Consider the following 12,354-nt stretch of genomic DNA (forward strand, 5'->3'; position numbering starts at 1 on the left):
GGTCGGCCGGTGGCCTGCGCGTCAGGCGCGGGCGGAGCGGGTGGGCGCGGGGGTGAAGGTCGCCTCCGGGTTCCAGGGATAGAGGCCGGGGGTGCGGTGCAGGCTGGCCAGGCGCGGGATGTCCTGGTTCACCACGCCGTCCGTCAGCGCCATCAGATTGGGACTGGCGATGGGCGCCAGGTCGGGGGAGAGGTAGCCGGATTTGACCACCAGCAGGCCGACCTTGCGCGGATCCAGGCCCAGCACCTCGAAATCTTCGAAGTTGTGGTAGGGGCGGCGGCGGGCGGCCAGCACGACGGTGATGCCGCCGGTCTTCACCACGGCCTGGGCATAGGCGCCGCCCTGGCCTTCGAGCAGGGTTTCGACCGTGAAGGTCGCAGTGGCCGAAACGCCGGCCGGGTCGAGCTTTGCCCCGATCGAGAGGTCGAGCGTGGCGCCGACACCGGCGGCGAAGCAGGCCTCTACGCCGGGGGCGTCGGTGATGCCGGCGATCAGCGCATCCTGCCAGTCGCGTTCGATCAGCGCGGCCAGCACCAGCCCGTTGTCGCCCACACCGCCGCCGGTGGGGTTGTCGCCGCTTTCGGCCAGGATCACGGGCGCCGTGGTGGCGCGGGCGGCGATGTCCAGCATCTCCTCCAGGGGGCCGGTGACGGGGCCGAAGGCGAACTTGTCCCGCGCGTCCCAGTAGGCCTGGGCCAGATCGGTCGCGACGGCCTCTGCCTCTGCCCTATCGGTGGCGGTGACCACGGCGGCGGCGGTGCCGCGCGGTTCATCCGCCCAGACATAGCCGACCATCTGGTCGGCGGACCAGATGCCGGGGCGCGCGTCATGGCCGGGCAGGGCCGCGTAGAGCGACTTCGCCGGTTCGTCTTCGGTGGAGGACCGTTCGCCGGGCATCAGGACGGGGATCTTGGCCCAGGTGACGAAGGGCTTTTCGCCCGTGCGCAGGCAGCGCAGCAGCATGCCCCAGGCGCGTTGCATGGTTTCGGGCGTGTCGATGTGGGGCGCGGTGCGATAGGCCGCGAACATGTCGATCTGGTCGATGATGCGCTGGCTGACATTGCCGTGCAGGTCATAGCTGACCGAGATCGGGACGTCGGGCCCGACGAGGTCGCGCACGGATTTGATCCAGTCGCCTTCGGCGTCCCACATGCCATCCACATGCATCGCGCCGTGCATCGCCAGGTAGACCCCATCGACCGGCAGCGCGGCCTTCAGCCGGGCCAGAAGATCGGCCTTGAAGCCTTCGTAGGCCGGGGCATCGACGGGCCCGCCGGGCACGGCGCGGGCATGCAGCAGGGGCAGCAGCTCCACGTCATCTTCCGGCAGGAAGGCGAAGTAGTCGGAGGAGGTCAGCTCCTCCCCGCGCATCACGGCGAAGTCTTCGGCGCGGATGAGTACGGGGTTGTAGGTGGAGCATTCGGTGTGGATGCCGCCGACGGCAATCCGTTTCCTGGTGGTCATGGTCAGTCTCGCCTGTTGGTGGGGCGTTGGGTTTCGGGGCGGTTCGGGCCGTTGGGCGGCCTCTGGGGGTGCGACGGTCGGGAGGGACGGCGGGCGTGCGGGGCTCAGTCGCCCAGCAGCTGGCTGTCGTCGCCGTCGCGGTGGCGGATCAGGCTTTCCTTGATCCGGCGCAGGGTGGCGGCGCTGGTGGTGCGGGTGGAATAGGCCACGAGGTTGGCCAGGATATCGACCACGGCCAGCATGGCGTAGCGGGTCGAGGTGGGGCGGAAGATGTTTTCCCCCTCCGGCAGGTCGACGGCCAGCACGATATCGGCGGCCTGGGCCACCTGGGAGTTCGACTGGGTCAGGGCGATGGTGCGCGCGCCCTGGTCGCGGGCCAGCTGGAAGGCGCGGACAAGTTCGGTGTTGCGGCCCGAGAAGGAGGAGCCGATGAGCACATCGCCCTGTTCCACCGCCGAGGCCTGCATCAGCTGCATCCCGTGGTCGGTGGAGGTGGTGATGCGCAGCCCGAGGCGGAACAGGCGGTTCTGCAGTTCCCCCACGATCATCGAGGAATTCCCGCCGGAGCCGAAGGCATAGATCATCTGCGCCGAGGAGACGGCGGCGGCGGCCTTTTCCAGGGCTGCCATGTCCAGGCTGTCGTGCATCATCGCCAGCGCCTTCTGCGCCTTGGTGACGATATCTTCGGCCACTTCCGCCGGGGTCGAGGATTTCGCCTCGGGCCGCAGGTAGCGCAGGCCGACGTAGGAGGACTTGGCCAGGGTCACCTTGAAATCGGAGAAGGAGTTGCAGCCCAGCCTGCGGCAGAAACGCGTGACGGTGGGCGGCGACACTTCGGCCCTTGCGGCCAGGTCGGTAATCGAGGCATTGGTGGCGAAGTCGAGATCCTTCAGCACCAGGTCCGCGAGCCGCTGTTCGGACTGGGAGAGCTTCAGCCCCTCCTGCATCAGCGTCGCGAAGATATCCATGGGCCTGCCCCCTCCGGCGTGCGGTCCGGATCCGTGTCGACGGGTGCCGCCGCTGGCATCGTCCCTGAAGTGGGGTGGCCGGGAAGGGCGAAAATCCGGTCGGATCCGAAAATGATTTTCTTAATTCCGTTGACACTCTGGCATGTCACCCCAAGACTGACCAGAGTTTTCGGCAAACTACGAAAAGAATTTCAACATGACAGCAGATGACGCCGCGCCGATGCGCGATCCGATGCAGAACCCCTTCCCGGTGGAAGACAGCGCCCGCCGGGCCATCTGGGAGATGCTGGTGCCCCGGGATATCGACGCCTACATCGGCGCCGACTGGTCCATGGTGGCCGATGACTTCATCGCGGAGAACTTCACCGGCATGAACGGCAACTTCGCCGCCGATCCGCAGGACTGGAAGTTGTCCTTCGCCTCTCTCTCGGCCTATCGCGACGAATGGCTGCGCCAGGCGGTCGAGGGGCAGAAGACGGTCTATGCCGAGGATCAGCGGACGGGCATCTTCCGCGCGACGAAGCTGGAGGAGATCGAGATCGACGGCGCCCCGGGCAGCCGCAGCGCGCTGGTGCGCAAGAAGTTCGACGGGCGGATCCGGCGGGCCGATGGCGGCGAGGACCGGATGCTGTGGCAGACCCTCTATATCTGCCGCGAGACGGAGGCGGGATGGAAGATCGCGGGCTTCGTCGGCTACCTGCCCTATGGTGGCCATTGATGAGCGCCGGTATCTGGCCCGAAGCGGGCACCCCGCTGCGCGACGTGATGACGCCGCTGCCGGTGATCGACGAGGCGCGCCTTGCCGCCAACATCGCCCGCGCCCAGGCCCATATGGACAGCCTTGGCCGCGCCTTCCGCCCGCATATCAAGACCCACAAGCTGCCACAGGTGGCGCAGGCCCAGCTGGCGGCGGGCGCGGTGGGGATCAACTGCCAGAAGGTCACCGAGGCGGAGGTCTTTGCCGAGGCCGGTTTCGACGACATCCTGATCACCTACAACATCCTTGGCGCGGCCCGGCTGGCGCGGCTTAAGGCGCTGAATGCGCGGGTGGGCGCGCTTGCGGTGACGGCGGACAATGCCCGCGTGGTGGCCGGCCTGTCGGAGACCTTCGACGCGGGGGCGCCGCTGACGGTTCTGGTGGAATGCGACACCGGCGGCCGGCGCTGCGGCGTGCAGTTGCCGGCGGATGCGGCCCTTCTGGCGGCAGAGATCGCGGCGGCGCCGGGGCTGCGCTTCGGCGGGCTGATGACCTACCCGGCGCCGGGCGGCGCGGCGGCGGTCGAAGGCTTCGTGACCGAGGCCAAGGCGCTGCTGACGTCGGCCGGGCTGGACTGCCCGGTGGTCAGCGTGGGGGGCACGCCCGATTTCTTTGCCGCGGGGCAGATCCCTTCGGCGACGGAGCATCGGGCGGGGACCTATGTCTACAACGACCGGTCGATGATCCGGGCGGGCCACTGCGCGCAGGATGATTGCGCGATGCATGTCCTTGTCACCGTGGTGTCGCGGCCGACGGCGACCCGCGCGGTGATCGACGCCGGGTCCAAGGCGCTGACATCGGACCTGCTGGGGTTCGACGATCACGGGCTGATCGTGGAGTACCCGGGCGCGCGGATCACCGGCCTGTCGGAGGAACACGGCGTGGTCGACCTGTCGGAAGTGCCGGGCGAGGGGCCCCAGGTGGGGGATCAGCTGCGGGTGATCCCGAACCATACCTGCGTGGTGACGAACCTGTTCGACCGGATGGTCTTCCACGACGGGGAAACGGTCACCCGGGTGCTGGACGTGGCCGCGCGCGGCACGGTCTGGTGAGCCCGAAGTCGGGTTCGAAGATCAGACTGCGGACATGAAAGAAGGGAGCGGCGGGGCCGCTCCCTTTTCAGTTGGGAAGAGGGGAGGTCTTCCGGGTAAACCACGAGGTGGTTGGGGCGGGGCCCCGGGCGGCGGGCCCGGGATCCGGCATCTCAGGCCAGGGCGGCCTCCGGGATGGGCATGGCACTGTCGACCATGCGGGAAAGGGCCATGCCCTCTGCATCGAAGAGGTGGCAGTCGGAGGCGGTGAAGGAGAGCGTCGCGGGGGTTTCGGGGGCCACCGGCGAGGCGCCGGGCAGCAGGGCCGAAACGGTGCCCACGTTTTCAAGCTCGGCATAGGCGACGGTATTGACGCCGAGCCGTTCCACCACGGTGGGCGTGACGGTGATCGAAATGTCGCCCTCTGCCTGGCTGAGGTGTTCGGGACGGATGCCCAGGGTCACCGCCTGGCCCACCAGCGCTTCCGCTGCGGCGACGGGCACGGTGATGGATCCGCCGGTTGCCAGATCCACCGTGGCCCCTTCGGGGGAGACGGCGGTGCAGGTGCCGGGGATGAAGTTCATCCGGGGATTGCCGATGAAGCCCGCGACAAAGAGGTTGTCGGGCTTGTGGTAGAGTTCGAGCGGGGCGCCCACCTGGCTGATGGAGCCGCCGTCCAGCACGACGATGCGGTCGGCCATGGTCATGGCTTCGACCTGGTCGTGGGTGACGTAGATCATCGTCGCCTTCAGCTTCTGGTGCAGGGCGGTCAGTTCGATGCGCATTTCGGCGCGCAGGGCGGCGTCGAGGTTCGACAGCGGTTCATCGAAGAGGAAGATCGAGGGCTGGCGCACGATGGCGCGGCCGATGGCGACCCGCTGACGCTGCCCGCCGGAAAGGTTGCCCGGCTTCTGGTGCAGGCGGTTTTCCAGCTGCAGCACGGCGGCGGCGCGGTTCACGCGGGCGTCGATTTCCTCCTTCGGGAGCTTTTCGACACGAAGGGGGAAGGCGATGTTTTCATAGACCGACATATGCGGGTAGAGCGCGTAGCTCTGGAAGACCATGGCGATGCCGCGCTTGACGGGGGGCAGGTCGTTGACCCGGGTGCCGTCGATGGTGCAGTCGCCTTCGGTGATCTCCTCCAGTCCGCAGATCATCCGCAGCAGGGTGGACTTGCCGCAGCCCGAGGGGCCGACGAAGACGACGAATTCGCCATCCCGGATGTCGAGGTCGATGCCGTGGATGACCTCCAGTTTCTCGAAGCGTTTCTTCACACCGCTCAGGGCAAGCTGTCCCAAGGGAGAATCCTTTCTGTTTCAGGCGATCCGGCCCAGGCGTAGGAGGGCGGGCAGCGGACCCGGGAGAACCCGTGTGGGGACGGGGTGCCGGAACGGGCCCGGGGGCCCGCTCCGATTGTCTCGACGATCTCAGATCACTCGAGCTCTTTGAGTGCGGCGTCGGCCTTGGCCAGCGCATCGGCGGGTTCCGCCTGGCCGGTGACGACGGACTGAACCATCTCGATCATGATGTTCTGGAAGCCGCGGTAGTCGGTGAAGAGCGGTTCCGGACCACCGAATTCGATGCCGTCGATGTAGGGCGCCCAGTAGGGGTGCTCTGCCACCAGGGCGTCGATGGTGGGGGAGGGACGCAGCGGGGTCAGACCTGCGTTGAGGTCATATTCTTCCTGCGGCTCGGGCGCGGTGATGTACTTGGCCAGGTCGATCGCCTTGTCCTCGTAGCCGGTGCCGGAGAAGACGGCGAGGCTGTCGGTGATCAGCAGCGTGCCGGGACCCTTGGCTTCGGGGCCGAGCGGCAGGTTGGCGACGCCCCAGTTGATGTCGGTGTCTTCCAGGCGGGAGACGGCACCGATGGAGGCGTGCATCATCGCGACACCACCGTCGAGGAAGATCGCGCGGACCTCGTTCTGTTCGTAGGCGGTGGGGCCTTCTTCGGAGTAGGGGACCAGCTCCTTGTAGGCTTCCAGCGCTTCCAGGTTCTGCGGCGAGTTCAGGACGATGTTGCCCTCGTCGTCGATCACCTTGCCGTTGTTGGTGTAAACCCAGTGCAGGAACTGGTGCATCGTGTTGTCGAAGGTCTTGGCGACCAGGCCGAAGCCGGCGCTGTCGGTGTTTTCGGTCACGGCCTTCGCATCGGCGATCACCTCGTCCCAGGTCGCGGGCGGGGTTTCGGGATCAAGGCCTGCCTCTTCGAAGAGGTCCTTGTTCCAGTAGAACGCCTTGGTGGAGAAGGCGACGGGCACGCCCCACTGTTCACCCTGGTAGGTCACGGTGCCCACGACGTTGGGGTAGTAGGAGGCCTTTTCCTCTTCGGTCATCGGGATCGGTTCGATCAGGCCGAATTCCGCGAATTCCTTCAGGGTGCGGGAGCCGACGTAGGCCAGGCCAACCGGGGTGCCGGCGACGGCGAGCGTGGTCACCTTGTCCTGGCACTGGCCCCAGCCGACGACTTCGGGGGCGACGGTCCAGCCCTCGTTCTCGGCTTCCCACATGTCGATGTACTTCTGCTGGATCGGGTCCATGCTGTCGCCGCAGACGATCATGGTGATCTCTTCTGCCATGGCGGGCATCGCGACGGTCAGCGCGGCAAGCGCGGCCCCGGTGCGAAGAATGGTCTTGGTCATCGTTTTCTCTCCTGTTGGACCCCTTGCGGGGCGGACCCGCGCGGGCCACGGGGCCTTGGCGGGACGGGCAGACCCCTTGCGGGGCAGTTGTGGCGCCCCTGTCGCGGGGCGCTCGGTGGGCCCCCGCACCGTGGCGCGGGAGCCGGGTCTTGCGCGATTACTGCTTCACCGCACCGGCGGTCAGGCCGGCCACGAGGTAGCGTTGCAGCGCGAAGATCAGGATCATGGCGGGCGCGATCCCCACGAAGGAGGCCGCCATGAGCTCATTCCAGATGACTTCCTGCCGGCCGAAGTAGGCGTAAAGGCCGATGGGCAGCGGCATGTATTCGGTCTTGGAGTTGAAGGTCAGCGCGAAGATGAACTGCTGCGCGTAGGCGCCGATGAAGGTGGTGATGGCGACCACGGTGATGCCGGGCATGGCCAGCGGCAGGATCACGCGGCGCAGGATGTAGAAGTGGCTGGCGCCGTCGACGTAGGCGGCTTCGTCCAGTTCCCGCGGGATGCGGCGCATGTAGGTGGCCAGCAGCCAGATCGCCGTGGGGATCAGGAAGGCCACGCCGGGCACGATCATCGACCAGTAGGTGTTGAGCAACCCGTAGCTGCGCATCAGGCGGAACAGCGGGATCAGCAGCACCGCGCCGGAGAACATGTTGACCGCCAGGAAGGCGCCCAGCAGGGTGCCCGATCCCTTGAACTTGATCCGGGCGAAGGCATAGGAGGCCGGCACCACCAGCACCAGCACGATCGCGGTGATGATCGTGGAGATGTAGAAGGAGTTGAAGATGTAGCGGCCGAATTCCGGCACGCTTTCCCACATGGTGACATAGGCCTTGAAGGAGCCGTTTTCCGGCAGGAACTTGTAGGGCGTGGAGAAGAGCAGGCCCAGCGGCTTCAGAGAGACCAGGAACCCTTCGATGAAGGGGGCCAGCACGAAGAAGAGGAAGATGGCGATGCCGCAGTACATCAGGACCACTTCCCACCAGCGGTAGCGGTCGATCATGGCGTTCTTCTTCATCATGTCGTCATCCTTTTCGACAGCTGGGTCACGGCGCGGAAGTAGAGCAGGGCGAAGGCCGACAGGAACAGGCAGATGACCACGGCACGGGCCGCACCTTCACCGAACTTCTTGGAGCCGAGCGCGGTGGAATAGGTGTCGATGATCATCGTGGTGGTGGAGCCCGAGGGGCCGCCCTGGGTCAGGATCCAGATCGGGTCGAAGCTGTTGAAGGTCGAGATCAGGGAGATCATCGACATGGTGATCGCCGCCGGGAAGATCATCGGCAGGGTGATCCGACGCATGCGGTAGAAGCGGCTGGCGCCATCGGTCCAGGCGGCTTCGTGCAGGTCATGGGGCACCGACTGAATCGCGGCGAGCATGTACATGGTGACCATGGGCACGCCGATCCAGACATCGGTGACGATGGTGGCCCAGAAGGCGGTGTTGCCGTAGGCGAGGAAGGCGACGGGGCCGTCCACCAGGCCGAAGCGCTGCAGCAGGCCGGAGATCATGCCGAACTGGCCGTTGTACATCCAGCCCCACATGAAGATGCCGATGGCCATGGGCACGATCCAGGGCGGCATCGTCAGGATGCGGAAGAGCGCCCGGCCGGGCAGGGCGGCGTTCAGCAGCATGGCGCCGCCGGTGCCCACGATCATCTTGATCGACACCGACAGGAAGGTCCAAAGGAAGGTCCGGCCGATGATCGCCGCGAACTCCGCATCGAAGATCTTCTCGTAGTTGGCCCAGCCGATGTAATCGGTGGTGCGCCGCAGGGAGGCATTGGTGAAGGACAGGTTGATCGTCTGCAGCAGCGGGTAGGCCACGATGGCGCAGACGTAGATCAGCGCCGGGACCAGCAGGATCCAGGCGAAGATGACGGCGGATTTCTGGGACGACATCAGGCAGGTACCTTCGCGTTCAGCGCCTCGTCGAAGAGATCCCAGGTGCGGGACATCTCGATCACGGTACGCTTGGCGCGGGCTTCGTCCATCGCCATGGCCAGAAGGCCCGCTTCCAGCGCGTCGATGACCGAAACGGGTTGCTTGGCGCCGGTCAGCACAGAGGCGATGACACCCTTGGCCATTTCCTCGTCCGCGCCGTAGTGGTGCGACAGGTCGGAGGCCTGGTAGGTCTTGCGTTCGATCGGCTGCGCGGTGTGGCTGTCGGTGACATTGAGGAAGCCCCGGACGAAATCGCCCTCTGCCATGCCCTGGGTGCCGATCACCGCGAAGCGGCGGAAATCGTCGGGCACGTTCAGGTTGGTGTGGAAGTTCAGCGCGGCGCCGTTTTCATATTCGACGATGGCGACCTGGTAGTCGATGATCTCCGCATCGTTGTCGAAGACCTTGTCCGACCCGTTCCAGCCGGAGGGCTTGCGGTTGTAGACTTCCATGTCGTTGATGCCGCGGTTGCGCGGATCGTTGGCGGGCACGAAGGTGCGTTTGCCGCCGAAGGAGGAGACCCGTTCGGGCCGCGCGCCGATGACGCCGTTGTAGAGGTCGATGTCGTGGCAGCACTTTTCCAGCATGAACCCACCGGCCCAGCGGTCGTAGCGGCGCCAGTCGCGCATGAAGAAGGCACCGTGGTAGGGCGGGATATGTTCGGAGGCCTCGATCGAGATGACCTCGCCCAGCTCGCCCCGGGCCTGGGCCGCGCGCAGGTCGGTGTAGAGCGGCGCATAGCGCAGCACGAGGCCGATCAGCAGGTTCTCGACCCCGTATTTCGCCAGCAGCTTCGCCAGTTCGAAACTGTCTTCCTTGGTGGTGACCACCGGCTTTTCGGAGAAGACCTTCAGCCCGGCTTCGAACCCGGCGCGGATATGTTTAAGGTGCAGGTAGTTGGGCGAGCCGACCATCAGCAGGTCAAGATCCTCGCCCTTCAGCATGGCGTCGAGGGTTTCGTACTGGGTCCCCGCGGAGATACCCTTTTCAACCAGAAGATCCATGCCTGCGGGGGCGGGATCGACGTAGCCCGCGATCTCGAATTCCGGATGCATTTGCGTGAAGACCTGGCTCAGGTAGCCCAGACGGTACCCAAGACCGACGATGCCGACTTTCATTCTCGATCCCTGTGTCTAACTCGGGCTTTGGACGCCGTCGCGGAGGAGGGCCCCGTGACAATGTCACCCGATTTACGTAATTTATTTTCGTAGACTGTGGGGGCAATTCGTGACAGTCAATATGAAAATGCGAAAGACAGCGGATATGGTGAAATTCATTTTCAGGTTCTGCCTGAGGTGCAGGCAATCGGTTCAAGTGTGTGAAAACCCGTGCGCGGGCATGGAGCGTCGGGGCGCATGACGGCAGGGGTTTCCCCGGTCGCAACCCGGGTATTCGACGGTTTCAGCTGGCATGAAAATGCGGCGCTGACGCATGAGGCAGGCCGGGTCACCGGGGTGATTCCCGGCGGCACGGCAGAGGTGGATCTGATCGTGCCGGGCCTGGTCGATCTGCAGGTCAACGGCGGCGGCGGGGTGCAGTTCAACGATCATCGCAGTCCCGAGGGGCTGTCCCGGATCTGTGCCGCGCACCGGGCGCTGGGCACCACCTCGTTGCTGGTGACACTGATCACCGACACCGCGGAGATCACCCGGGAGGCGCTGGAGGCGGTGGCCGCCGCGCGTGCGTCGGGGCTGTCCGGGCTGGCGGGGCTGCACCTGGAGGGGCCGCATCTGGACCCGGTGCGCAAGGGCACCCACGCGCCGGAGCTGGTGCGCCCGATGGAAGAGGCGGATCTGCAGCGGATCTTGGCCATGGGCGCGCGCTGCGGCCACCTGCTGGTGACCCTGGCGCCGGAGGCCGCGAGCCTGGAGCAGGTGACGCGGCTGGTCGCCGGTGGCGTGCAGGTGTCGCTGGGCCACAGCGATTGCACGGCAGAGGTCGCGGCCGCCTATTTCGCCGCGGGCGCCAGCATGTCGACCCACCTTTTCAATGCCATGAGCCAGATGGGCCACCGCAGCCCGGGGCTGGTCGGGGCGTCCCTGGATGCGGCGGGGGTCAGCAGCGGGCTGATCGCGGATGGTCACCACGTCAGCGATGTGGCGATGCGGGTGGCGCTGCGGGGCAAGCGCGGGCCAGGGCATATCTTCCTGGTCTCCGATGCCATGGCGGCCACCGGCACCGACCTGACGCAGATCACCCTGAACGGGCGCATGATCTACCGTTCCGGCGGGCGCCTGACGCTGGCCGACGGCACGCTGGCGGGCGCCGATATCACCATGCTGGAGGCGCTGCGCCACTGTGTCGAAGCGCTGGACCTGCCGTTGGAAGAGGCGCTGCGGATGGCAACGCTTTATCCCGCGCAGGCGGCGGATCTTGCGGGCGTCGGGCGCCTGACTCCGGGGGCTCAGGCCGATTTCCTGGTTCTGGATCAATCCCTTGCACTTCAGTCCGTCTGGACCGGCGGGGTCGAGTGCGGCATGGGGGACGCGGCATGATCGTCTGTTTCGACATCGGCGGATCGGCCATCAAGAGCGCGGTTGCCAGCCAGGGGGCCGAGGTGCGCGCCCTGTCGCGGCGGCCCACGCCCACGGGCGATTTCGACGCCTTCGTCGCCACCCTGCGGGAGGCCATCGCAGAGGCGGGCCAGGCCCCCGAACGGATCGCCATTTCCATCGCCGGGGTCGTCGATCCCCGGACGGGGCTGGCCAATGTGGCCAATATCCCCTGCCTGACCGGCCGGCGCCTGGCGCCGGAGCTTTCGGCGTTGCTGGGGGTCGAAGTGCTGGTGGCCAATGACGCCGACTGTTTCGCCCTGGCTGAGGCCGGGGTGGGCGCCGGGCGCGGGCACGAGGTCGTCTTCGGGGCGATCATCGGCACCGGCGTCGGCGGCGGGCTTGTTGTGAACGGGCGGCTGATCTCCTCCGGTCAGGGCTATGCGGGGGAATGGGGCCACGGGCCGGTCGCCAAGCGGATGCTGGACTGTCTTGAAACGCCGCTGCCGCTCTACCAATGCGGCTGCGGCCTGAAGGGGTGCCTTGATGCCACCTGTTCCGCGCGCGGGATCGAGCGGTTGCACCGCGATATCGCCGGGGCGGAGCTGCCCTCGACGGAGATCCTGGCGCAGTGGCACGCGGGCGATGCCGGCGCGGCAAAGACGGTTGCCGCCTGGCTGGAGCTGCTGTCGGGCCCGCTGGCCATGGTGATCAACATGACCGGGGCGACGGTGGTTTCCGTCGGCGGCGGGCTGTCCAATGATGCGGGGCTGGTCACGGCGCTGGACGCGGCGACGCGGCCGCTGACCCTGGCCAATCCCGAAACGCCGCTTGTGGTACAGGCGCAGTGCCGGACCGAGCCGGGTCTTGTCGGCGCGGCTATCCTGGCCCTGCGCGATCCGCCGCGGGATGCGGCGTGATGGTGCGGCGTGATGGTGGAGCGGGCCGGCACGACCGCCGGGCCGCCAGAATGACCTGACGCGCCTGACGCGTCCGGTGCGATCGGCCTGACCGGTGCGGCGGCGCAGCCCCGCCCGGAGGGGGAAAGTTTTCACGAAGG

The 12,354-nt window shown here is 66.7% G+C and carries 11 protein-coding genes; 4 read left to right on the forward strand and 7 right to left on the reverse strand.

Annotated features, from left to right (window positions below; genetic code table 11):
* Positions 1 to 21: 21 nt before the first annotated feature.
* Together AC2IR1_RS05385 and AC2IR1_RS05390 are read right to left on the reverse strand one after the other, a co-directional pair.
* Positions 22 to 1,464 carry a M81 family metallopeptidase gene (locus tag AC2IR1_RS05385; protein ID WP_486475253.1) on the reverse strand — a complete coding sequence of 481 codons (1,443 nt, stop codon included), beginning with the start codon at positions 1,462 to 1,464 and terminating at the stop codon, positions 22 to 24.
* Between the two features lie 104 nt (positions 1,465 to 1,568).
* Positions 1,569 to 2,432: a MurR/RpiR family transcriptional regulator gene (locus AC2IR1_RS05390; RefSeq protein ID WP_486475254.1), complete on the reverse strand. Its 864-nt coding sequence runs from the start codon at positions 2,430 to 2,432 to the stop codon at positions 1,569 to 1,571.
* Positions 2,433 to 2,628: 196 nt separating this feature from the next.
* Here AC2IR1_RS05390 and AC2IR1_RS05395 point away from each other — a divergent pair, with 196 nt between their 5' ends.
* The gene (locus AC2IR1_RS05395; RefSeq protein WP_486475255.1) at positions 2,629 to 3,150 is read left to right on the forward strand and encodes a hypothetical protein; all 522 of its coding nucleotides are present in this window, start codon (positions 2,629 to 2,631) and stop codon (positions 3,148 to 3,150) included.
* Positions 3,150 to 4,241 carry a D-TA family PLP-dependent enzyme gene (locus tag AC2IR1_RS05400; RefSeq protein ID WP_486475256.1) on the forward strand — a complete coding sequence of 364 codons (1,092 nt, stop codon included), beginning with the start codon at positions 3,150 to 3,152 and terminating at the stop codon, positions 4,239 to 4,241. The genes AC2IR1_RS05395 and AC2IR1_RS05400 overlap by 1 nt, the downstream gene beginning before the upstream one ends.
* Before the next feature lie 152 nt (positions 4,242 to 4,393).
* On the opposite strand, the gene AC2IR1_RS05405 is transcribed toward AC2IR1_RS05400, so the two are convergent.
* The 5 genes from AC2IR1_RS05405 to AC2IR1_RS05425 form a co-directional block, all read right to left on the reverse strand.
* On the reverse strand, positions 4,394 to 5,518 hold the full coding sequence (locus AC2IR1_RS05405) for an ABC transporter ATP-binding protein (RefSeq protein WP_486475257.1): 1,125 nt from the start codon (positions 5,516 to 5,518) through the stop codon (positions 4,394 to 4,396).
* 134 nt (positions 5,519 to 5,652) lie between these two features.
* Entirely contained in the window at positions 5,653 to 6,861 is a 1,209-nt protein-coding gene (locus AC2IR1_RS05410) for an ABC transporter substrate-binding protein (RefSeq protein ID WP_486475258.1), read from the reverse strand.
* Between the two features lie 157 nt (positions 6,862 to 7,018).
* Positions 7,019 to 7,879 (reverse strand): carbohydrate ABC transporter permease, encoded by an 861-nt coding sequence (locus AC2IR1_RS05415; RefSeq protein WP_486475259.1) that lies wholly within the window; start codon positions 7,877 to 7,879, stop codon positions 7,019 to 7,021.
* Positions 7,876 to 8,760: a carbohydrate ABC transporter permease gene (locus tag AC2IR1_RS05420; protein WP_486475260.1), complete on the reverse strand. Its 885-nt coding sequence runs from the start codon at positions 8,758 to 8,760 to the stop codon at positions 7,876 to 7,878. The genes AC2IR1_RS05415 and AC2IR1_RS05420 overlap by 4 nt, the downstream gene beginning before the upstream one ends.
* The gene (locus AC2IR1_RS05425) at positions 8,760 to 9,920 is read right to left on the reverse strand and encodes a Gfo/Idh/MocA family protein (protein ID WP_486475261.1); all 1,161 of its coding nucleotides are present in this window, start codon (positions 9,918 to 9,920) and stop codon (positions 8,760 to 8,762) included. Before AC2IR1_RS05425 ends, AC2IR1_RS05420 begins: the two co-directional genes overlap by 1 nt.
* Before the next feature lie 237 nt (positions 9,921 to 10,157).
* Between AC2IR1_RS05425 and nagA the strand changes: the two genes are divergently transcribed.
* Both nagA and AC2IR1_RS05435 read left to right on the forward strand, forming a co-directional pair.
* Complete coding sequence (gene nagA, locus AC2IR1_RS05430) at positions 10,158 to 11,297, forward strand: N-acetylglucosamine-6-phosphate deacetylase (RefSeq protein ID WP_486475262.1); 1,140 nt, start codon at positions 10,158 to 10,160, stop codon at positions 11,295 to 11,297.
* A complete protein-coding gene (locus AC2IR1_RS05435) occupies positions 11,294 to 12,214 on the forward strand; it encodes an ROK family protein (protein ID WP_486475263.1) in 921 nt (306 codons plus the stop codon). Before nagA ends, AC2IR1_RS05435 begins: the two co-directional genes overlap by 4 nt.
* Positions 12,215 to 12,354: the final 140 nt, after the last annotated feature.

It is taken from the genome of Pseudooceanicola sp. NS-SX8, assembly GCF_057380755.1.

Coding starts and splice junctions, on each gene's coding strand:
- AC2IR1_RS05390 (WP_486475254.1), bottom strand. CDS start 2,432: ATGGATATCTTCGCGACGCTGATGCAGGAGGGGCTGAAGCTCTCCCAG.
- AC2IR1_RS05385 (WP_486475253.1), bottom strand. CDS start 1,464: ATGACCACCAGGAAACGGATTGCCGTCGGCGGCATCCACACCGAATGC.
- AC2IR1_RS05435 (WP_486475263.1), top strand. CDS start 11,294: ATGATCGTCTGTTTCGACATCGGCGGATCGGCCATCAAGAGCGCGGTT.
- AC2IR1_RS05400 (WP_486475256.1), top strand. CDS start 3,150: ATGAGCGCCGGTATCTGGCCCGAAGCGGGCACCCCGCTGCGCGACGTG.
- AC2IR1_RS05420 (WP_486475260.1), bottom strand. CDS start 8,760: ATGTCGTCCCAGAAATCCGCCGTCATCTTCGCCTGGATCCTGCTGGTC.
- nagA (WP_486475262.1), top strand. CDS start 10,158: ATGACGGCAGGGGTTTCCCCGGTCGCAACCCGGGTATTCGACGGTTTC.
- AC2IR1_RS05415 (WP_486475259.1), bottom strand. CDS start 7,879: ATGATGAAGAAGAACGCCATGATCGACCGCTACCGCTGGTGGGAAGTG.
- AC2IR1_RS05425 (WP_486475261.1), bottom strand. CDS start 9,920: ATGAAAGTCGGCATCGTCGGTCTTGGGTACCGTCTGGGCTACCTGAGC.
- AC2IR1_RS05395 (WP_486475255.1), top strand. CDS start 2,629: ATGACAGCAGATGACGCCGCGCCGATGCGCGATCCGATGCAGAACCCC.
- AC2IR1_RS05410 (WP_486475258.1), bottom strand. CDS start 6,861: ATGACCAAGACCATTCTTCGCACCGGGGCCGCGCTTGCCGCGCTGACC.